Genomic DNA, 19,837 nt, shown 5'->3' on the forward strand with positions numbered 1-19,837 from the left:
CGGCGCGGGACGCGGACGAGGCGCGGGCGGAGCACCAGCAGGACGGCGCCGAGATCAACCTGCTGGCGATGGGGCCCCCACGACTGGTTCGCGGAGCGGCTGCTGGCGGTGGTCAGCGGCCAGCGGCCGGTCCACTCCCTGCTGGGCCACACGGTCGGCCCCGCGTACGACCAGCTGGTCACCCTGGCCCCCACCGCCCCGCTCCGGGACCGGCTCCGCCCGGTCCTGCGCCAGTGCGGCCGCTTCCATCCCGGGCCGGGCGTGATCGAGGCCTTCGCCCGCGTCACCACGGGCGACCGCGTCTCGGCCATGGCGTTCCGCCTGGAGCAGGGCCCGGACCTCCGCTGGCGCTGCGCCGCGGTGGAAATCCGGGGTCCCCGCCCGTGACCGCGCCCCCGGGCCGCCCACAACGCCGCCGGGGCCGGACACCTGCGCGGTGCCCGGCCCCGGCGGGGGTGCCCGTGCGGGCAGCGGGCCTACTTCTTGCGGCGGCGGCCGCCCGCGGCCTTCTGCGCCTTGCGGCGCTCCGCGCGGGTCATCCCGTCGCCCGCCTCATCGGCGTCGAAGTCGCCCTCGACGACCCCGCCCTCGCCGTCCACCGTCGGCGCCGAGAAGTGCAGCCGGTCCGGACGCTGCGGGGCGTCCAGCCCCTTGGCCCGGATCTCCGGACGCGCCGCGGCCGGCTCGGTGTCCTGCACCGGAAGCTCCTCGACCTGCTGCTCGACCTGGACCTCCAGGTTGAACAGGTAGCCGACGGACTCCTCCTTGATGCCCTCCATCATGGCGTTGAACATGTCGAAGCCCTCGCGCTGGTACTCGACCAGCGGGTCCTTCTGGGCCATCGCCCGCAGGCCGATGCCCTCCTGGAGGTAGTCCATCTCGTAGAGGTGCTCGCGCCACTTGCGGTCCAGGACCGACAGGACCACGCGCCGCTCCAGCTCGCGCATGATGTCGGAGCCCAGCGCCTTCTCGCGCGCCTCGTACTGCTCGTGGATGTCGTCCTTGACGGACTCCGCGATGAACTCGGCGGTGATGCCCGCGCGGTCGCCCGCCGCGTCCTCCAGCTCGGCGACCGTGACCTTGATCGGGTAGAGCTGCTTGAAGGCGCCCCACAGCCGGTCCAGGTCCCACTCCTCGGCGAAGCCCTCGACCGTCTCGGCCGCGATGTACGCGTCGATCGTGTCGTCCATGAAGAACCGGACCTGCTCGTGCAGGTCCTCGCCCTCCAGGACGCGGCGGCGCTCGCCGTAGATGACCTCGCGCTGGCTGTTGAGGACCTCGTCGTACTTCAGGACGTTCTTGCGCGTCTCGAAGTTCTGGGTCTCGACCTGCGACTGGGCCGACGCGATCGCGCGCGTGACCATCTTGTTCTCGATCGGCACGTCGTCCGGCACGTTCGCCATCGCCATGACGCGCTCGACCATCTGCGCCTTGAACAGGCGCATCAGGTCGTCGCCCAGCGACAGGTAGAAGCGGGACTCGCCCGGGTCGCCCTGACGGCCGGAGCGGCCGCGCAGCTGGTTGTCGATACGGCGCGACTCGTGCCGCTCGGTGCCCAGCACGTACAGCCCGCCGAGCGCCTTGACCTCTTCGAACTCGGCCTTCACTGCCGCCTCGGCGCGCTGGAGCGCGGAGGGCAGGGCGTGCGCCCACTCCTCGATGTGCTCTTCCGGGTCCAGGCCCTGCTGGCGCAGCTCGGCCTCGGCGAGGTCGTCCGGATTGCCGCCGAGCTTGATGTCGGTACCGCGGCCGGCCATGTTCGTGGCGACCGTGACGGCGCCGCGGCGGCCCGCCTGGGCGACGATCGAGGCCTCGCGCTCGTGCTGCTTGGCGTTGAGCACCTCGTGCGGGATGCCCCGCTTGGAGAGCTGCTGCGAGAGGTACTCGGACTTCTCGACCGAGGTGGTGCCGACGAGGATCGGCTGGCCCTTCTCGTGCTTCTCCGCGATGTCGTCGACGACGGCGGCGAACTTCGCGACCTCGGTCCGGTAGATCAGGTCCGGCTGGTCCTTGCGGACCATGTCGCGGTTGGTCGGGATCGGGACGACACCGAGCTTGTAGATCTGGTGGAACTCCGCGGCCTCGGTCATGGCCGTACCGGTCATGCCCGACAGCTTGGTGTAGAGGCGGAAGAAGTTCTGGAGGGTGATCGTGGCGAGGGTCTGGTTCTCGTCCTTGATGTCCACCCCTTCCTTCGCCTCGATCGCCTGGTGCATGCCCTCGTTGTAGCGGCGGCCGGCGAGGATACGGCCGGTGTGCTCGTCGACGATCATGACTTCGCCGTCGATGACGACGTAGTCCTTGTCCTTCTTGAACAGTTCCTTCGCCTTGATGGCGTTGTTCAGGTAGCCGACGAGCGGGGTGTTCACCGACTCGTAGAGGTTCTCGATGCCGAGCCAGTCCTCGACCTTGGCGACACCGGCCTCGTGGATGCCGACGGTGCGCTTCTTCTCGTCGACCTCGTAGTCGCCGGTCTCCTCGATGCCCTTGAGCGGCTGGCCGGCCTCGCCCTTGGTCAGGCGGGTGACCAGCTTCGCGAAGTCCGCGTACCACTTCGTGGCCTGGTCTGCCGGGCCGGAGATGATCAGCGGGGTACGGGCCTCGTCGACCAGGATCGAGTCGACCTCGTCGACCACGGCGAAGTTGTGGCCGCGCTGCACGAGCTCGTCCGCCGACCACGCCATGTTGTCGCGCAGGTAGTCGAAGCCGAACTCGTTGTTCGTGCCGTACGTGATGTCGCTGCTGTACTGCTCCCGGCGCTGGGCCGGGGACATGTTCGCCAGGATGCAGCCGACCTCCAGGCCGAGGAACTTGTGCACCCGGCCCATCAGCTCGGAGTCGCGCTCGGCGAGGTAGTCGTTCACCGTGATCAGGTGGACGCCCTTGCCGGACAGCGCGTTCAGGTACGCCGGGAGCGTGCCGACGAGGGTCTTGCCCTCACCGGTCTTCATCTCGGCGACGTAGCCGAGGTGCAGCGCGGCGCCACCCATGATCTGGACGTCGTAGTGCCGCTGGCCGAGGACGCGCTTGGCGGCCTCGCGGACGGTCGCGAAAGCCTCGGGCAGCAGGTCGTCCAGGCTCTCGCCGTCCTGGTAGCGCTGCTTGTACTCGTCCGTGAGCGCCCGCAACTCGGCGTCGGAGAGGTTGACGAAGTCCTCTTCGATGGAGTTGACCTGGTCCGCGATGCGGTGCAGTTTGCGCAGGATCTTGCCTTCGCCTGCACGCATGAGCTTGTTGAAGACGGACACCGAGGTTTGTCTCCTTGCCGGTCGGGCCTGGCACTGGTTCGTACACGGGCACGGAGGGTGGGCCCCACCGCAACGGCCATCGTAAGCGAGGACGGGGTCGCGTCGGGAGGCCCGCCGTATCCCGCAGGGCACGGGCGCCCGGAATGAGAACGTACGAGGTACCCGGAAGGTGCCGGTGTCCCCGACACGCATTCCCGCAAAACTGCTCGCCCGGTCCGCCCCGGCCCCGCAGAATCCGTACATGGAGCCCACGACACTGAACACGGCCCGGCTGCATTTGCGCCCCTTCGTCCCGGCTGACGAGGAGGAGGTGTACATCTCGGTGCAGGACCCGGACATCCAGCGCTGGACGATGGTCCCCTCCCCCTACGAGCGCGAGCACGCGCGCGCCTTCGTCGGCGAGACCGTCCCCGCCGGCTGGCGCGAGGACACGGCGTACAGCTTCGCGGTCCGGCTGGGGCCGGACGGCCCGCTGGTCGCGGCCGTCGGCGTGCACGGACGCGGACCGGGCGCGTACGAGATCGGCTACTGGGCGGCCAAGGAGCACCGGGGCCGCGGCTACATGACCGAGGCCGTCGCCGCCGTCTCCCGCTGGGCCTTCACCGAGGTGGGCGCCGTACGGCTGGAATGGCGCGCCGAGGTCGGCAACGCGGGCTCCCGGGCCGTCGCGGAGAAGACCGGCTTCCGCTTCGAGGGCATACTGCGGGCCGCGGTGCACCGCGGTGGCACCGCCCGGGACTCCTGGGTGGGCTCCCTGCTGCCCTCGGACCTCGGCCTGACCCCCTCCCTCCCGTACCTGCCCGCTGTCGGTGGCGGGTCCTAGGCTGCGGCCATGACCCTCGCAGCCTCCGTGTCCCTGTCCGCCGGCGAAGCGCGCCGCATCGCCCTGCGCGCGCAGGGCTTCCTCGGGGCGCCCGACCGCCGGGGTGGGGGTACCCCCGGCGGAGCCAGGGGGAGGGTGCGGGGCGTCCTGCGCCACCTGGGCGCGGTCCAGTTGGACACGATCTCCGTACTGGCCCGCTCGCACGAGCTCATCCCGTACGCGCGCCTGGGCGCGGTGGGCCGCCCGGCGGTCGAGTCGGCGTACTGGTCCGACCGGCACGCGTTCGAGTACTGGTCGCACGCCGCCTGCATCCTGCCGATCGAGGAGTGGCCGCACTTCGCCTTCCGGCGCCGGGCCCGCCGGGCCCGCGGCCACCGCTGGCACGTCCTGCAGGACAAGGAGCGCTCGACGCGGGCGGTCCTGGACCGCCTCCGGGCGGACGGACCGCTGACCTCGACCGAGCTGGGCGGCGCCAAGAACGGCGGCGAGTGGTTCGAATGGTCCGAGACCAAGATCGCGGTGGAGTGGCTGCTGGACACCGGCGAGGTGGTCTGCGCCGAGCGCCGCGGCTGGAAGCGGGTCTACGACCTCCCGGAGCGGGCGGTTCCGGACGCCCTGCTCCACGACGACCTGGACGACCGCGAGTGCCTGCGCCGCCTGGTCGCGCTGGCCGGCCGGAGCCTGGGCGTCGGGACCCGCGCCGACATCGCGGACTACCACCGCCTCAAGGGCGAGCAGGTCGACGCGGTGATCGCCGACTCGGGCCTGGTCCCGGTCGAGGTCGAGGGCTGGGGCAAGCCGGCCTGGGCCGACCCCGCCGCACTGGCGACGGTCCCCCGCGGCCGCCACCGCACCACCCTGCTCTCCCCGTTCGACTCCCTGGTGTGGGACCGGCCGCGCACGGAGCGGATCTTCGACTTCACGCACCGGCTGGAGGCGTACGTCCCCAAGCCCAAGCGGATACACGGCTACTTCGCGATGCCGCTGCTGGCGGACGGCCGGCTCCAGGGCCGGGTCGACCCTGCCCGCGAGGGCACCACGCTGGTGGCCCGGCAGCTGTCCCTGACCACTCTCAAGGCAGCCCGCCCCATGGCCGAGGCGCTCCGCGAGGCGGCCGGCTGGGTCGGCTGCGATGCCGTCCGCGTCGAGCGCGCGGGCTCTGCCGAGCAGGCGGCCGCCGTCACCGCGGAACTGGCCGCCCACTGAGAAGCGGAAGCCGGAGAACGGTCAGCGGATTTCGAGGATCTTCTCCCGCATCGCGTACACCACGGCCTCCATCCTGGAGTGCAGCTGGAGCTTCTCCAGGATGTTGCGGACGTGGTTCTTCACGGTGTTCTCGGAAATGAACAACTCCTTCGCGATGTCGCGGTTGTTCATTCCGGTCGCCACGAGCTTGAGCACTTCCAGCTCGCGGTCCGTGAGCCTCGGCGCCGGCACCAGCCGCCGCTCGTCCGTGCGCTGGATCATCGACTTGAACTCCGTCAGGAGTTTCGACGCCATCGACGGACTGATCTGCGACTGCCCGTCGGCCACCGCGCGGATCGCCGTCGCCACCTCGTCGGTCGAGATCTCCTTCAGGAGATATCCGGTCGCGCCCGCCTTGATCGCGTCGTAGAGGTCCGCCTCCTCGTCGCTGATCGTCAGCATGATGATTTTCGCGGAGGGCGCCACCTCCTTGATCGAGGTGCACGCCTCGATCCCGCCGCGCCGGGGCATCCGCACGTCCATGAGGATGATGTCCGGCAGCAGGTCCGCCGCCTTGTCCACCGCCTCCGCGCCGTCCCCGGCCTCGCCGACGACCTGGATGTCCTCCTCCTGCGCGAGGACGATCTCCAGCCCGCGCCGGAACAGGGCGTGGTCGTCGACGACGAGCACCCGGATCGGCTCACCGCCGTCGTCACCGCGCTCCGGCCCGAAGCTGTCCGCCATCGTTCCTCCCCCTGCATGTACCGAGCTGCCGGGTCAACCGGGCGGGACCGCCCGCCGGTTGACTGCCCGCCATGATTCCACGTCCGGGCCGCCCGGCGGGGGGCCTCCGGCGGCCACCTGGCGCATACGAGTCATACAGAGGCCCCCGGGGACGCTGCTGCTTCCCCGGGGGCACTTCACCGAAATCCAGGACGCGGCGTCAGCCGCCGAGCGCCCCGCCCGCGCCGGAGCCGGGCTCACCCAAGCTGGAGGCCTGGTCGGAGTTGAGGTGGATCACGCCGTAGTCGTAGCCGTGGCGCCGGTAGACGACGCTGGGCATCTTGGTGTCGGAGTCGACGAACAGATAGAAGTCGTGGCCGACCAGCTCCATCTCGTACAGAGCCTGGTCGAGCGGCATGGGTGCGGCCGAGTGCGTCTTCTCCCGGACGATGAGCGGGCCTTCGCCCTGTACCTCCAGCGATCCGATCCGGGTGGTCGGGATCGCGTCCGCCGCCTCTTCCGTGACCGGCTGGCCGCTCCCGTTCAGCCGGGCCACGCCGGGCACCACGTCGGCGACCTCGGCCGCCGAGAGCCGGCCGTTGCCACGGCGGGTGTAGCGCTTGTCGTGCTGCTTGCGCAGCCGGGCCTCCAGCTTGTCCTGTGCCAGGTCGAGCGCCGCGTACGGGTCTGCGGCGGCGGCCTCGGCACGGATCACCGGGCCCCGCGAATGCAGGGTGATCTCCACGCGGTCGGAACGGTCGGCCTGGCGCGGGTTGTGCTCCTTGGACACCTCGACGTCCAAGCTGATCACCTTGGCGTCGAGCTTCTGGATCCGCTCGGGATTCAGCTTCTCGGCCACGTGCTTGCGGAACCGCTCGGGCACCTCGGTCTTGCGGCCCTTGACGACGATGTCCACGCAGAACTCCGTTCCCGGATAGCTCCACCTCATGGGGCGAAGCGTCTCCCTTTCGCACCAGGCTCCGGTGAACACCGGAGCCTCGGACTTGGCGACTTTCACCTCCTCCTCCCCCATCGGCAAGGTCTACACCCCACCGACTTCGGAGTCGAGAGACAGCCTCTGACACGAAGATTCAGAAACGACGAAACGTGCGATCCGATGCGTGTGGCCAGGACTCGCCAGTTCCTTACAACCGAACATATCGCTCCATGCCGGTTGTCGGCACCCGCTACCGGACCGTACCTCCGTTCAGGTGGCTGTTCCCTCTTACTACCTGCAACGATGCGCCTTCCCCTTCAGTTCCAAATCTATTCACAAGAACGTTGCTCTGTACGGGTTGTCGGCCGGATTCGTACAAAAGAATCCGCCGGAGCCGCCACCACGGCCGCCCCCGCCACCGGTCCGACCGACGCCGCCCGCACCGCCCGGGCCGCCTCCGCGAGCGTGGCTCCGGTGGTGATCAGGTCGTCCACCAGCACGATCCGAGCCCCGGCCGCCGGCCGTGCCCGGCCCATGCGGCACACACCCAGGGCCCCCACGAGGTTCTCCCGCCGCTCCCGGGCACCCAGGCCCGCCTGATCGGCCACCGGCCGGAGATGGCGCAGTACGGGCGCCACCCGCGCCCGAACACCGGCCCGCCGCAGCCGCGCCGCGGCCGCCAGGGCGATCCTGCGCGCCGGATCGTGCCCGCGCGCCCGCACCTGCCGCCGCGCAGAGGGCACCGGAACGAGCACCAGTTCCTCCCCCGCCCCTGCCCCCGCGGCCGCCCCTCCGGCGGCGACGGCCGCCGCCAGGGCCGCGCCGAGCGGCCCGGCCAGCGGCAGCACCCCGCGCTCCTTGTGCGCCAGCACGACCTCACGTACGGCCTCCTCGTACGCGGCGGCCGCATGCACCACGGGGAGCCCCGCCGGCCGCGGAGACGGCCGTACACACCCCGCCGCGGCCCCGCTCAGCGCCCCCGCGCAGCCGGCGCACAACAGGGCCCGGGCAGCACCGCAGCCGACGCAGTCGACCGGCAGGACCAGCCCGGCGAGCTCCTGCCACCACCCCCGCATGCCACCACTGTGCCGGGCCCGCCGAGGACCCGCCACCCCTGTGGACAACCTCCGCCGCCGAGCGGAAACCGCAGGTCAGCCAGGGTAGACCGGGGCCCGGCCGCCCGCCGCCACCGTGCGCCACTGCGCCCCCGGCGGCAGCCACACGATCCCGTCCTCGTCCGAGGACGCGACCACCGGCTTCTTCTCGTCCTCCGTCGCCGCGACCGCGACCAACCCGGTCGCCCCGGGCAGGCTCGCCGCGACCATCGAACCGTCGGCCAGCATGTACCGGGCCTGCACGACCCCGCCGTTCTCCCGGCCCACCACCAGCAGCCGGCCGCGCGGCGCCCAGCTCAGCGCCGTCACGCTCGCCATCTGCGGGGCCGCCGGACGCAGCTCGCGCACCGACACCGGCGCCGCCTCACCCTTGCCCTCGGGTCGCTCGATCCGCCCGATGTACAGGTTCTTGCGGTTCTCCTTCTGCACCAGCAGCGCGATCCGCACCCCGTCCGGCGACGCCTTCAGCGCGGTGATCCGCCCGCCGTCGAGCCCAGCCACGTCGATCTTCTGCGGGGCCCCGGTACCGCCCGGGACCCGGTACAGCGCCGGACTCTGCGGATCCTGGTCCGCGATCCACAGGTCGCCCGCCGCGTCCCAGCTCGGCGCACCCAGCCCGTTCGGCTTGGCACCCTTGCCGGTCAGCACCGGCTGCGGCATCGGCCCGGCCGTCGTCAGGTTCACCAGGTACAGCCCGTGCCCGTCCTCGGACACCACCGCCGCGCGCTTCTCGTCGTACGAGACCGCCGCGGAGCCGACCTTGAACCCCGGGTTCCCGGCGGTGGGGGACAGCGGCCCCGGCACCGGCTCGGCCCGGTACTGCTGGTCCTCGCCGGCGATGTCGAGCTTCATCCGGACCAGCCGGCTCTCGGCGTCGACGTAGTACTGGTACTCGGGACTCGGGACCCGGTGGGCGATCGCCCCCGCCGCCGCATCGGTCACCGAGCACAGCGAGGACCGGTCCGAGCGCAGCAGCTCGACCCGCGCCAGCCGGGAGGCCGTCAGGTCCTGCACGGTGTACAGGAGTTGCGCGGCCATCTTCTGGCACTGCGGCTGGGCAACGTTGTCGGCCTTGTCGTTGAGCGGGACCTTCAGCGCGTTCTGGCCGTCGTACGCGAGGGACTTGGTGCCCTCGCGAAGTTCCGTGCCGGTGGGGAAACTCGAAGTGGCCACGGGCCCCAGCCACTTGGACGGCCCGGCCAGCAGCGACTGCACGGTCTGCGTGGTCGGGTCCATCCGCGAGTCCGGGTCGCTGCGCTGGCGCACGTACACGGGATCGGCGACGAGGCTGCCGCCCGCGAAGTAGTACTTGTTGACCGGCATGTAGATGCGCTGGAAATCGGACTCGCTGAGCACGAGGCCGTTCGGCGGCGTCGCGATCCGCCACTGCTTGTTCTCCTGGACCAGCTGGAGGAACTCCTCGTAGCGTGCGCCCGCCGGCTCCGGCTGGTACGCGCTGCGCTCGTCCACCGTCGCGAGCTTGCGGCCGGTCATCTTGTAGCGGGGTCCCGAGGGGTCCTTCTCCCCGCCCACGGAGAACCGGTCGATGCCCGCGGAGAGCACGGTGACGGCGGAGCCGGGCTTCCAGTTCTTCGCCGCGTCCTCGGTGAGGTACTTGCGGGCCGTCTGGAGCTGCGGGTCGTCGCTGGTCATCGCCTCCAGGAAGCCGTCGACGATGTCGGCCGGACCGGCCTTGTCGGCCGGCGGTACGCCGAACACCCGGACCTGCGAGTCGACGCCCTGCGAGGCCCGCACCTCGCGGATCTCGCCGTGGTCGGGCATGGAGGCGCAGCCGGCCAGCAGCAGCCCTGCCGCGCCGAAGGCGTACGCCCGCACCGTCCGCCACCGGCGGTGGCGGCCCTCCCTGCGTACCCGTGCGGGCTCAGCGTCCACCTGCGCCATCCTCCTGTGCTGCTGCCTGCTCGGCGGCGGCCCGGTCGGCTGCCGCCTGGTCGGCCGGGCGGGCCACGACGCGGGCCCCGTTGCCCGGCAGGGCCGTCGGGTCCGCGGGCACCGGCAGGGCCCCGCCGACCGCCGACCGGGGCGGTATCGGCGACCGGTCGGGCCGCCCAGGGGCCTGCGGCGCCTTCGGGGACGTGCCGGAGCCCGCCGCGTCGGCCGCGGCCCTGGCCCGGTTGGACCGGGAATCCTCGGGCTCCAGCGGGATCGGGGAACCGCGCAGCGGCTCGTCGGCCGTCCGCGGCAGGGTCAGCCGGAACTGCGAACCGCCGCCCGGCTCGCCCCAGGCCTGGAGCCAGCCGCCGTGGAGCCGCGCGTCCTCGACGGCGATGGACAGGCCCAGGCCGGTGCCGCCCGTGGTGCGGGCGCGGGCCGGGTCGGCCCGCCAGAACCGGTTGAAGACGCGGGTGGCCTCGCCGGGCTTGAGCCCGACGCCGTAGTCCCGTACGGCCACCGCGACCGCCCCGCCCGCCGAAGCGAGCCGGACCACCACGTCGCGGCCCTCACCGTGCTCCACGGCGTTGACGACGAGGTTGCGCAGCACTCGCTCCACGCGCCGGGAGTCGGCCTCGGCTATGACGGGCTGGGTGTCGCCCAGGACCCGGATCCGGGTGCCCTTGTGCTCGGCGAGCGGCTCGGCGCCGTCGATGACCCGGCGCACGACCTCCCGCAGGTCGATCGGCTCCGCCTCCAGGGCCGCGGCGCCCGCGTCGAACCGGCTGATCTCCAGCAGGTCCGCGAGCAGCGACTCGAAGCGGTCGAGCTGCCCGGCGAGCAGCTCGGCGGAGCGGGCCGTGACCGGGTCGAAGTCGACCCGGGCGTCGTGGATGACATCGGCTGCCATCCGTACGGTCGTCAACGGCGTCCGCAGCTCGTGCGAGACGTCGGAGACGAAGCGGCGCTGCATCCGCGACAGGTCCTCCAGCTGCTGGATCTTGAGCTGGAGGTTCTGGGCCATCTTGTTGAAGGCTTCGCCCAGACGGGCGATGTCGTCCTCGCCGGTGACCTTCATCCGCTCCTGGAGCCGCCCGGCAGAGAGCCGCTCGGCGATCCCCGCGGCCATCCGCACGGGCGTCACGACCTGGCGGACGACGAGCCAGGCAATCGCGCCGAGCAGCACGACCACGAACACGCCGGCCGTGGCGATGGTGACCTTGATCAGGTTGAGGGTCTCCTCCTCCTGCGTGAGCGGGAAGAGGTAGTACAGGTCGTACGGGTCCCCGTTGATGTCGGTGAGCCGCTTGCCCACGACCAGCGCGGGCTCGGGCGCCTTGGCCCCGACCCCGGGGGTGTACTTGATCTGGGAGAAGGTCTCGAAGGTCCCGGTGGCGTGGTTGACGTTGCGGCGCAGCGCGGCGGGGACGCTCGCGGTCGGGTCCACGTTCCCGGAGGCACGGGCGCCCTTGACGCCCGAGACGGAGGGTCCGCCCGGCTGTCCGCCGGGCTCCCCGCCCGCGCCGGGTCCGGCTCCGAGCGCGACCACCTCGAAGGCGGTCTGGCCGCCACTGGCGAGCTGCTTGACCAGCGAGTTCATCCAGGTGCTGGCGTCCCGCCCGACCTTGTTGTCGGTGGCATCGGGCCCGTCCACCGTGGACGGCGTGTTGGCCTTCTCCTGTGCGACCGCGAATCCGCCCGCGGCCTGGCTCTGCGCGGCCTCCTCCTTCGCGTCGAGGAGGCCCTTGCTGACCTGGGCGATCACGACGAACCCGAGCGCGAGGACCACGGCCAGCGACATCAGCAGCGTGGCGGCGACCACCCGGAGCTGGATGTTGCGCCGCCACAGCCGGACAGCCGGAAGCAGCGGTCGGCGTACAAGGCGTACGAACAACCGCAGCACAGGGCCGCCGGGCGCTCCGTCCTGGAGCAGCCGGCCGCCCCGCAGAGCCCCCCGGAGGAGGCCGCGCCGGGGCCTGCCGGGCTTCATGTCAGCTCGGTCCGGCCTTGTAGCCGACACCGCGCACCGTCACGACGATCTCGGGGCGCTCCGGGTCCTTCTCGACCTTGGAGCGCAGCCGCTGCACGTGCACGTTGACCAGGCGGGTGTCCGCCGCGTGCCGATAGCCCCAGACCTGCTCCAGCAGCACCTCGCGGGTGAACACCTGCCAGGGCTTGCGCGCGAGCGCGACGAGCAGGTCGAACTCGAGCGGGGTCAGGGCGATGGACACGCCGTCCCGCTTGACCGAGTGCCCGGCCACGTCGATGACCAGGTCACCGATGGCCAGCTGCTCGGGCGCGGGCTCCTCCGAGCGGCGCAGGCGGGCCCGGATGCGGGCCACCAGCTCCTTCGGCTTGAACGGCTTGACGATGTAGTCGTCGGCCCCGGACTCCAGGCCCACGACGACGTCCACCGTGTCGCTCTTCGCGGTGAGCATCACGATCGGCACGCCGGACTCGGCCCGGATCAGCCTGCAGACCTCTATGCCGTCCCGTCCGGGGAGCATCAGGTCGAGCAGCACGAGATCCGGCTTCGCCTCCCGGAAGGCAGCCAGTGCCTTGTCGCCGTCCGCTACGAACGACGGCTCAAAACCTTCTCCACGCAGCACAATGCCGAGCATCTCGGCCAGCGCGGTGTCGTCGTCGACGACAAGGACTCGTCCCTTCATGCTTGACATCATCCCATTAGCTAATCGTGACCTGGCGGTGAGCTGTCCCACAGCCAAAAGGGCTGGAAATCGCCCCTCGGACCTGCGTGGAGACCAGCCCGACCAGTCTGCCCCGGATCCGGGCGACAATTGAAGGCGCGGGCCGCCGGAGATCCGGGGGGACGGCCGGTCCGCTCAACGTTCCCACGTGGCACGATGGCAGCCGACCAGCGCCCCCGCCCCCGTAGTGCACGTGAAGGAGCGACGATGAACGACTCTCCGGGCTGGGCAGTGCCCGGACCCTCCCCGTCCGACGGCGAACGGCCGGGCGCACCCGACGGCCGGGACGGTGGCGAAGGCGCGCAGCCGCAGCCGCCCGCGGGCGGACCGAAGTGGTCCGCCGAGCAGCCGCCGCCCGGCGAGTGGTCGAGTCCCGGCGCCCCGCAGGCACCGCAGCCGCCGCAGCCGCCGCAGGTGCCGCAGGTGCCGCAGCCGGGCGCGGGCACGGGCTGGGGCGGGTACGGCGGCCCCCAGGGCGGGCAGTACGGCCACCCGGGCGGCACCGGCCAGTGGGGCAAGCCCCCGGCCGCCAAGCCCGGCGTGATCCCGCTGCGCCCCCTCGACCTGGGCGAGATCCTCGACGGCGCCGTCGCCACCATGCGCAGCCACTGGCGCTCGGTCCTGCCGATCACGCTGGTCGTGGCCACGGTCGTCCAGGTCATCAGCGTGCTCGTGCAGAAGTACACGCTCTCCGACCTCCCCGTCGCCTCCGACCCGGAGACGAGCCTGCGGGACGTCGTCGACGCCCTCGGCAACACCATGCTGGTCCTGGTCGCGAACGGGTTCATCCAGCTCATCGGGACCATCGTGGCCACGGCCATGCTCACGATGATCTTCAGCCGTGCCGTGCTCGGCCACGGATCCACGATCGGCGAGGCCTGGCGCGAGGCCCGTCCCCGGCTGCCCCGCCTGCTCGGGCTGACCCTCCTGCTGGCCCTCGGCGGCGTCGCCGTCGTCCTCGTGCTGATCCTGCCCGGCATCGCCCTGGGCAGCATCGGCGTCGGCCTGCTCGGCGGCTTCGCCGCCGTCCCGCTCGTCATCTGGCTCGGGATCAAGTTCAGCCTGGCCTCGCCCTCCCTGATGCTGGAGAAGAGCGGCGTCGTCACCGCGCTCCGCCGCTCGTCGAAGCTCGTGCAGGGCTCGTGGTGGCGCATCTTCGGCATCACCGCCCTGACAGGTCTCATCACCGCCTTCGTCTCGGCGATCATCATCTGGCCGCTGACCGCCCTCGGCCTCGTCGTCGGCCTCTCCGACGCCGGACCGAACGCCCTGGAGAACGGCACCGCCGCCACCGGATGGGCCGCACTCGTCCTCTCGGCGATCGGCGCGATCATCGCGCAGACCATCACCATGCCGATCCAGTCGGGCGTCACCGTCCTCCTGTACGTCGACCAGCGCATCCGGCGCGAGGCCCTCGACCTGGAGCTCGCCCGGGCGGCGGGCCTGGAGAACTACGGCTCGGACCCGGCCGCGCCGCCGACCGGAGGCTGATGCACCGATGATGAGCACGGGGGGCCTCATCACGCGCGCCGCGGCGCTCCTGCCGGCTGCGGAGAAACCACCGGTGACGACACCGCGCGACCCCGCCCGCGAGGCGGCCGAACGCGAACTGTCCAAGCCGATGTACCACCAGGACGACCCGGGCCTCTTCCAGCGCGCCCTGGACCGGTTCTGGGAATGGGTCCGCAACCTGTTCGACCACGCCTCGGGCGCCACCCCCGGGGGCACCCTGGGCCTGGTCGCGATAGCCGTCCTCGCCGCCTTGGCGGTCGCCGCCCTGTGGTGGCGGCTCGGCTCCCCCCGCCGGACCGCCACCGGCCGGGACACCCTGTTCGACGACGCCCTGCGCAGCGCCGCCGACCACCGCACCGCCGCCGACGCGAACGCCGCCGCGGGCCGCTGGACCGAAGCCGTCCAAGAGCGCATGCGCGCCATCGTCCGCTCCCTGGAGGAGCGCACCCTGCTCGACCCGCGCCCGGGCCGCACCGCCGACGAGGCGGCCGCCGAAGCCGCGGCCTCCCTCCCGGACCACGCCGAAGCCCTCCGCGCGGCGGCCCGCACCTTCGACGACGTCACGTACGGCGGCCGCACCGGCGACGCCGGCACCTACGCCCGCCTGCGCGCCCTCGACCTCGCCCTGACCCGCACGAAGCCGCTCCTGACGGGACCCCCGGCATGACCGCCCCCACCCCGCCCGGTCCCCCGGACAAGAGCACCCCCGCCCCGCCCGCCACACGGAGTACGGGCACCCCCACGGCGGCACCGGCACCCACCCCCGCCGGAACACCCCGCAAGGGCCCCGGCACAGCCGCCGGCGCCCCCGGTCCGGCCGGCACCCACGGAACCGGCACAGCCACCGGCACCCCCGGAACCCGCCGAGCGGCATGGCGGCAGGCCCGCGGCTTCGTCATCTGCCTCGGGATCCTGCTCGCCGCCGCCGTCGCCCTCGCCGCCCTCTCCTCCGGCAGCCGCCACGGCCGCCTCGACCCCCGCTCCGCCGACCCCGACGGCAGCCGGGCCGTCTCCGAGCTGCTCCAGGCCCGCGGGGTCACCACCCGCGTCGTCACCACCGCCCGCGAGGCCGCCGCCGCGGCCGGCCCCGGCACCACGCTGCTGGTCACCGACCCCGACCGGCTCGGCGACGACCAGCGCAGCGCCATCCGCTCCGCCATCGACCTCTCCGGCGGCCGCACCGTCCTGCTCGCGCCCAGCGGCATCAGCCTCCCCGACCTGGCCCCCGCCGCCCGTACCAAGGGCAACGCCTTCGACCGGAACCTCGACCCCGGCTGCCCGCTGCCCGCCGCCGTCTCCGCCGGCCGCGCCACCACCGGCGGCGGCTACCGCTACACCACCAGCGCCGCCACCGCCGCCGCCTGCTACCCCAGCGGCGATCACCCCACCCTCCTCGTCCTCCCCTCCGGCACCACCGGCGGCGACACCGTCCTCCTCGGCTCCGAAACGCTCCTGCTCAACAAGAAGCTCGCCGACGAAGGCAACGCCTCCCTCGCCCTCCAACTCCTCGGCTCCCGCCCCGACCTCGTCTGGTACCTGCCCTCCCTCACAGAGGTCCAGGGCGAGGAGCCCGGCCGGCAGAAGAGCTTCCTCGAACTCGTCCCCCGCGGCTGGGGCTGGGCCTTCCTCCAGCTCTTCGTCGCCGCGGCCCTCGCCGCCCTCTGGCGCGCCCGCCGGCTCGGCCCGCTCGTCACCGAGAAGCTGCCCGTCGCCATCCGCGCCTCCGAGACCACCGAGGGCCGCGCCCGCCTCTACCGCAAGGCCGGCGCCCGCGACCGCGCCGCGTCCGTGCTGCGCGCCGCCGCCCGCGAACGCCTGGCCTCCCTGGTCGGCGTACCGCCCACCCAGGCCCACGAACCCGAGGCCCTGCTCCCCGCCGTGTCCGCCCGTCTGACGGACGACCGGCATACGGACGGACGCCAGGACCTGACCGCCGTCCTCTTCGGCACCACACCCGCCGACGACGCGGCACTCGTCGCGCTCGCCGACCACCTCGACGCCCTCGAAAGAGAGGTCCGCACCTCATGACGGCCACCACGGACAGCGCCCGCTCCTCCCTGGAAGCGATCCGCACCGAGATCGGAAAGGCCGTCGTCGGCCAGGACTCGGCCGTCACCGGTCTCGTCGTCGCGCTCCTGTGCCGCGGCCACGTCCTGCTCGAAGGCGTACCCGGCGTCGCCAAGACCCTCCTCGTACGGGCCCTCGCCGCCTCCCTCGAACTCGACACCAAGCGCGTCCAGTTCACCCCGGACCTGATGCCCAGCGATGTCACCGGCTCCCTCGTCTACGACGCCCGCACCGCCGAGTTCTCCTTCCAGAACGGCCCGGTCTTCACCAACCTGCTCCTCGCGGACGAGATCAACCGGACCCCGCCCAAGACCCAGTCCTCCCTCCTCGAAGCCATGGAGGAGCGCCAGGTCACCGTGGACGGCACCCCGCGCCGGCTGCCCGAGCCGTTCCTCGTCGCCGCCACCATGAACCCGGTCGAGTACGAGGGCACCTACCCCCTCCCGGAAGCCCAGCTGGACCGCTTCCTCCTCAAGCTCACCGTGCCGCTCCCCTCCCGTGAGGACGAGATCGGCGTCCTGACCCGGCACGCCGCCGGCTTCAACCCGCGCGACCTCCAGGCCGCGGGCCTGCGCCCGGTCGCCGGAGCCGCCGACCTCGAAGCCGCCCGCGACGCCGTCGCCAAGGTGTCCGTGTCCCCGGAGATCGCCGGGTATGTCGTGGACATCTGCCGTGCCACCCGCGAGTCGCCGTCCCTCACCCTCGGCGTCTCCCCGCGCGGCGCGACCGCCCTGCTGGCCACCGCCCGCGCCTGGGCCTGGCTCACCGGCCGCGACTACGTCACCCCGGACGACGTCAAGGCCCTCGCGCTGCCCACGCTGCGCCACCGCGTCCAGCTCCGCCCGGAGGCCGAGATGGAGGGGGTCACGGCCGACGCCGTCGTCACCGCGATCCTGTCCCACGTCCCCGTCCCGCGCTGATGGCCCTCACCGGACGCGCCGCCCTGCTGGCGGCCCTCGGCAGCATCCCCGTCGGCTTCCTCGAACCGAGCTGGACGGGGATGCTCGCGGTCAACGGCACCCTCGCCCTGGCCTGCGCCGTCGACTACGCCCTCGCGGCGCCGGTCCGCCGGCTCGCCCTGAGCCGCTCGGGTGACGCCTCCGTCCGTCTCGGCGAACCGGCGGAGGTCCACCTCACCGTGACCAACCCGGGCACCCGCCCGCTCCGGGCCCGCGTCCGGGACGCCTGGCCCCCCAGCAGCTGGGTCCCGGGCACCGAGGCCGACGCCTCCCGGCACATGCTGACGATCCCGGCCGGCGAACGCCGCCGGATCACCACCCGGCTGCTGCCGACCCGTCGCGGGGACCGGCAGGCCGACCGCGTGACGATCCGCTCGTACGGACCGCTCGGCCTGCTCGCCCGCCAGGGCACCCACACCGTCCCCTGGACGGTCCGGGTCCTGCCTCCGTTCACCAGCCGCAAGCACCTCCCCTCGCGTCTGGCCCGCCTGCGCGAGCTGGACGGCCGTACGAGCGTCCTGACCCGCGGCGAGGGCACCGAGTTCGACAGCCTGCGCGACTACGTCCCCGGCGACGACACCCGGTCCATCGACTGGCGGGCCACCGCCCGCCAGCACAAGGTCGCCGTCCGCACCTGGCGTCCGGAACGCGACCGGCACATCCTGATCTGCCTGGACACCGGCCGTACCTCTGCGGGCCGCGTCGGTGACGCACCCCGCCTGGACTCCGCCATGGACGCGGCCCTGCTGCTGGCCGCGCTGGCCTCCCGCGCGGGCGACCGCGTCGACCTGCTCGCCCACGACCGCCGTAGCCGCGCCCAGGTCCAGGGCCGCTCGGCCGGCGACATCCTGCCGGCCTTCGTGAACGCGATGGCCACGCTGGAACCGGAGCTCGTCGAAACCGACGCCCGCACCCTGGTCTCCACCATCCTGCGAAACGCCCCGCGCCGGTCCCTGGTGGTCCTTCTGACGAGCCTGGACGCCGCCCCGATAGAAGAAGGCCTGCTCCCGCTCCTCCCCCGCCTCACGCAGCGCCACACGGTTCTGATGGCCTCGGTCGCCGACCCGCACGTCGAGGAGATGACGAAGGCCCGGGGCACGCTCGACGCCGTGTACGAGGCTGCGGCCGGCAGCCAGTCGCAGGCGGCCCGCCGCCGCACGGCCGAGCAGCTCGCGCGTCACGGGGTCCACGTGGTGGACGCCACTCCGGACACCCTGGCCCCGGCCCTGGCGGACGCCTACCTCTCCCTCAAGGCCGCGGGCCGCCTGTAGGAAGTTGCCCAACTGGATACGCTGGCAGAGCATCCACCAGGAGGACACATGGCCGACTTCACGCCCGAGCAGATGCGCCGCATGCACGACTTCGCGGAACAGCTCGCGGAGCTGGCCGAGCACCACGAAGACCATTGGAAGGTGCAGACCACCGACGGCCAGATCTTCCTCACGATGATGAGCCCCACCGCCCCCCACGGGCTCAACGTGATGCGGCTCCGTCGTCAGATCGAGGCCCAAACGCTTGACGCTGCCACTCTCAGCGACACGAACATGAGCGATCCTGTGACGGGACTGACCAAGATCCCCGATCTGTTGGTCATGGCGGAGGAAGACACCGACGACACGGCGAAGGCCGTCAACTCACGTGACGTGCAGTTGGTGCTGGAAGTCGTCTCCCGTACGAATTCCCTCACGGACATCCGCGACAAGCTGCACGACTACCCGAAGATGGGGGTCCCTCTGTACGTCGTCGTGGATCCCCGCAAGGACAAGAAGACCGTCACGGTGCATAGCGACCCTTCGGCAGGGCCGGACGGTATCCGCTTCCGCAAGTCGGTCCCCTACGCCTTCGGGGACACCGTCACGGCCGGCCGCTGGACCTTCGACACGAGCAGCCTGAAAGGCTATCCCGCCGACTGGTGATACGGGCCCCTTCGACTCCGGGACAGCCGACGGGCCGTAAACGCAGAAGAGCCCCGCACCAAACGGTGCGGGGCTCTTCTGCGTTCGCAACGCTCGCAACAGCACTAGTACTGCCAGCGCGGCTGGGTCCCGTCCAGGCGGCAATGGATCAGGCGCCCGTTCCCCGCGTGGGTGGACCGGCCCAAGTCGGCCTTTCGGCAGAACTGGCCCGCGTTGTAGCAGTTCCCGGCGTTGGAGACGATCTCGCACACGGCCTTCGCCGATGGGGCCGACGCCTTCGGATCGGCCGTACGCGTCGCCGCGGGAGCCGGCGGGCTCGGCACCGAGGTCGGCGAGGGGGACGCCGAAGGCGTGGGCGTCGATGAGGGGGAGGGAGGAAGGGAAGGCTGGGCGGACGTCTGCGACGGGACCGCCGAGGTGGCGACCGGGGGCAGCGACACCGTAGGCGCGTCGCCCTCCGCCGGCCCGCAGGCGACGGTGACGCCCGCGACCAGCAGCCCGACCAGCAGCCGCTTCACCCTCCCCCTCGTGCGTCTTCCGCCCTGCTCGTCTCTGCCGGCCACTCTGCGCATCCGTGCCTCCACCCCAGGCTGTTCGAAGGAGGCACATCATATGAACACCCGTTCCACTTCCGCCGGGGTTCCCACGAACTGGAGCCTGAACGCAGGAAAGCCCCGCACCATAAGGTGCGGGGCTTTCCCACAATGATTGTTCGGCGGCGTCCTACTCTCCCACAGGGTCCCCCCTGCAG

Annotated in this window: 17 protein-coding genes; 9 read left to right on the plus strand and 8 right to left on the minus strand. The window is 72.2% G+C overall.

Annotation, left to right across the window (positions count from 1 at the left end):
- Positions 1 to 387 (plus strand): Rv3235 family protein (locus tag ABTY04_RS37695; RefSeq protein ID WP_352217952.1); only part of this gene is annotated, 387 nt, incomplete at its 5' end.
- Between the two features lie 89 nt (positions 388 to 476).
- Here the strand turns inward: ABTY04_RS37695 and secA are convergent.
- Entirely contained in the window at positions 477 to 3,248 is a 2,772-nt protein-coding gene (gene secA / locus ABTY04_RS37700; RefSeq protein WP_352217953.1) for a preprotein translocase subunit SecA, read from the minus strand.
- Between the two features lie 241 nt (positions 3,249 to 3,489).
- On the opposite strand from secA, the gene ABTY04_RS37705 reads away from it, so the two are divergent.
- Both ABTY04_RS37705 and ABTY04_RS37710 read left to right on the plus strand, forming a co-directional pair.
- Complete coding sequence (locus tag ABTY04_RS37705) at positions 3,490 to 4,071, plus strand: GNAT family N-acetyltransferase (protein ID WP_352217954.1); 582 nt, start codon at positions 3,490 to 3,492, stop codon at positions 4,069 to 4,071.
- A gap of 9 nt (positions 4,072 to 4,080) precedes the next feature.
- Positions 4,081 to 5,277, plus strand: coding sequence for a winged helix-turn-helix domain-containing protein (locus ABTY04_RS37710; protein ID WP_352217955.1), 1,197 nt, complete (start codon positions 4,081 to 4,083; stop codon positions 5,275 to 5,277).
- Between the two features lie 21 nt (positions 5,278 to 5,298).
- Here ABTY04_RS37710 and ABTY04_RS37715 read toward each other — a convergent pair whose 3' ends face one another.
- The 6 genes from ABTY04_RS37715 to mtrA all read right to left on the minus strand — a co-directional run bounded on the left by ABTY04_RS37715 (position 5,299) and on the right by mtrA (position 12,605).
- Positions 5,299 to 6,000 carry a response regulator gene (locus tag ABTY04_RS37715; protein WP_352217956.1) on the minus strand — a complete coding sequence of 234 codons (702 nt, stop codon included), beginning with the start codon at positions 5,998 to 6,000 and terminating at the stop codon, positions 5,299 to 5,301.
- 199 nt (positions 6,001 to 6,199) lie between these two features.
- Complete coding sequence (gene hpf / locus ABTY04_RS37720) at positions 6,200 to 6,895, minus strand: ribosome hibernation-promoting factor, HPF/YfiA family (RefSeq protein WP_502996803.1); 696 nt, start codon at positions 6,893 to 6,895, stop codon at positions 6,200 to 6,202.
- Between the two features lie 350 nt (positions 6,896 to 7,245).
- Positions 7,246 to 7,992: a ComF family protein gene (locus ABTY04_RS37725; protein WP_352217958.1), complete on the minus strand. Its 747-nt coding sequence runs from the start codon at positions 7,990 to 7,992 to the stop codon at positions 7,246 to 7,248.
- Positions 7,993 to 8,067: 75 nt separating this feature from the next.
- On the minus strand, positions 8,068 to 9,924 hold the full coding sequence (locus ABTY04_RS37730) for an LpqB family beta-propeller domain-containing protein (protein ID WP_352217959.1): 1,857 nt from the start codon (positions 9,922 to 9,924) through the stop codon (positions 8,068 to 8,070).
- Positions 9,914 to 11,914, minus strand: coding sequence for an MtrAB system histidine kinase MtrB (gene mtrB, locus ABTY04_RS37735; RefSeq protein WP_352217960.1), 2,001 nt, complete (start codon positions 11,912 to 11,914; stop codon positions 9,914 to 9,916). Before mtrB ends, ABTY04_RS37730 begins: the two co-directional genes overlap by 11 nt.
- 1 nt (position 11,915) lies before the next feature.
- Positions 11,916 to 12,605, minus strand: a complete 690-nt coding sequence (gene mtrA, locus ABTY04_RS37740) for a two-component system response regulator MtrA (protein WP_352217961.1) — start codon at positions 12,603 to 12,605, stop codon at positions 11,916 to 11,918.
- Positions 12,606 to 12,839: 234 nt separating this feature from the next.
- Here mtrA and ABTY04_RS37745 point away from each other — a divergent pair, with 234 nt between their 5' ends.
- Genes ABTY04_RS37745 through ABTY04_RS37770 form a run of 6 tightly spaced genes read left to right on the plus strand, consistent with a single transcriptional unit; the run spans position 12,840 to position 19,086 of the window.
- Entirely contained in the window at positions 12,840 to 14,123 is a 1,284-nt protein-coding gene (locus ABTY04_RS37745; RefSeq protein WP_352217962.1) for a hypothetical protein, read from the plus strand.
- Positions 14,124 to 14,133: 10 nt separating this feature from the next.
- Positions 14,134 to 14,811 (plus strand): DUF4129 domain-containing protein, encoded by a 678-nt coding sequence (locus ABTY04_RS37750; protein ID WP_502996804.1) that lies wholly within the window; start codon positions 14,134 to 14,136, stop codon positions 14,809 to 14,811.
- Complete coding sequence (locus tag ABTY04_RS37755) at positions 14,808 to 16,172, plus strand: DUF4350 domain-containing protein (RefSeq protein ID WP_352217964.1); 1,365 nt, start codon at positions 14,808 to 14,810, stop codon at positions 16,170 to 16,172. The genes ABTY04_RS37750 and ABTY04_RS37755 overlap by 4 nt, the downstream gene beginning before the upstream one ends.
- Entirely contained in the window at positions 16,169 to 17,131 is a 963-nt protein-coding gene (locus ABTY04_RS37760) for an AAA family ATPase (RefSeq protein ID WP_352217965.1), read from the plus strand. Before ABTY04_RS37755 ends, ABTY04_RS37760 begins: the two co-directional genes overlap by 4 nt.
- Complete coding sequence (locus ABTY04_RS37765; protein WP_352217966.1) at positions 17,131 to 18,441, plus strand: DUF58 domain-containing protein; 1,311 nt, start codon at positions 17,131 to 17,133, stop codon at positions 18,439 to 18,441. The genes ABTY04_RS37760 and ABTY04_RS37765 overlap by 1 nt, the downstream gene beginning before the upstream one ends.
- A gap of 48 nt (positions 18,442 to 18,489) precedes the next feature.
- Entirely contained in the window at positions 18,490 to 19,086 is a 597-nt protein-coding gene (locus ABTY04_RS37770) for a Uma2 family endonuclease (protein ID WP_352217967.1), read from the plus strand.
- Positions 19,087 to 19,190: 104 nt separating this feature from the next.
- Here ABTY04_RS37770 and ABTY04_RS37775 read toward each other — a convergent pair whose 3' ends face one another.
- Positions 19,191 to 19,604, minus strand: coding sequence for a hypothetical protein (locus tag ABTY04_RS37775; RefSeq protein WP_352217968.1), 414 nt, complete (start codon positions 19,602 to 19,604; stop codon positions 19,191 to 19,193).
- Between the last annotated feature and the right edge of the window lie 233 nt (positions 19,605 to 19,837).

Origin of the sequence: Streptomyces sp. NPDC097981, from assembly GCF_040302565.1 — a bacterium.
Taxonomy (GTDB): Bacteria; Actinomycetota; Actinomycetes; order Streptomycetales; family Streptomycetaceae; genus Streptomyces.

Excerpts from the sequence above, each read along its gene's own strand:
- ABTY04_RS37760 (WP_352217965.1), top strand. The coding sequence starts at position 16,169 with ATGACGGCCACCACGGACAGCGCCCGCTCCTCCCTGGAAGCGATCCGC.
- ABTY04_RS37755 (WP_352217964.1), top strand. The coding sequence starts at position 14,808 with ATGACCGCCCCCACCCCGCCCGGTCCCCCGGACAAGAGCACCCCCGCC.
- ABTY04_RS37715 (WP_352217956.1), bottom strand. The coding sequence starts at position 6,000 with ATGGCGGACAGCTTCGGGCCGGAGCGCGGTGACGACGGCGGTGAGCCG.
- mtrB (WP_352217960.1), bottom strand. The coding sequence starts at position 11,914 with ATGAAGCCCGGCAGGCCCCGGCGCGGCCTCCTCCGGGGGGCTCTGCGG.
- ABTY04_RS37770 (WP_352217967.1), top strand. The coding sequence starts at position 18,490 with ATGGCCGACTTCACGCCCGAGCAGATGCGCCGCATGCACGACTTCGCG.
- mtrA (WP_352217961.1), bottom strand. The coding sequence starts at position 12,605 with ATGATGTCAAGCATGAAGGGACGAGTCCTTGTCGTCGACGACGACACC.
- ABTY04_RS37750 (WP_502996804.1), top strand. The coding sequence starts at position 14,134 with ATGAGCACGGGGGGCCTCATCACGCGCGCCGCGGCGCTCCTGCCGGCT.
- ABTY04_RS37710 (WP_352217955.1), top strand. The coding sequence starts at position 4,081 with ATGACCCTCGCAGCCTCCGTGTCCCTGTCCGCCGGCGAAGCGCGCCGC.
- ABTY04_RS37705 (WP_352217954.1), top strand. The coding sequence starts at position 3,490 with ATGGAGCCCACGACACTGAACACGGCCCGGCTGCATTTGCGCCCCTTC.
- ABTY04_RS37765 (WP_352217966.1), top strand. The coding sequence starts at position 17,131 with ATGGCCCTCACCGGACGCGCCGCCCTGCTGGCGGCCCTCGGCAGCATC.
- ABTY04_RS37745 (WP_352217962.1), top strand. The coding sequence starts at position 12,840 with ATGAACGACTCTCCGGGCTGGGCAGTGCCCGGACCCTCCCCGTCCGAC.
- ABTY04_RS37725 (WP_352217958.1), bottom strand. The coding sequence starts at position 7,992 with ATGCGGGGGTGGTGGCAGGAGCTCGCCGGGCTGGTCCTGCCGGTCGAC.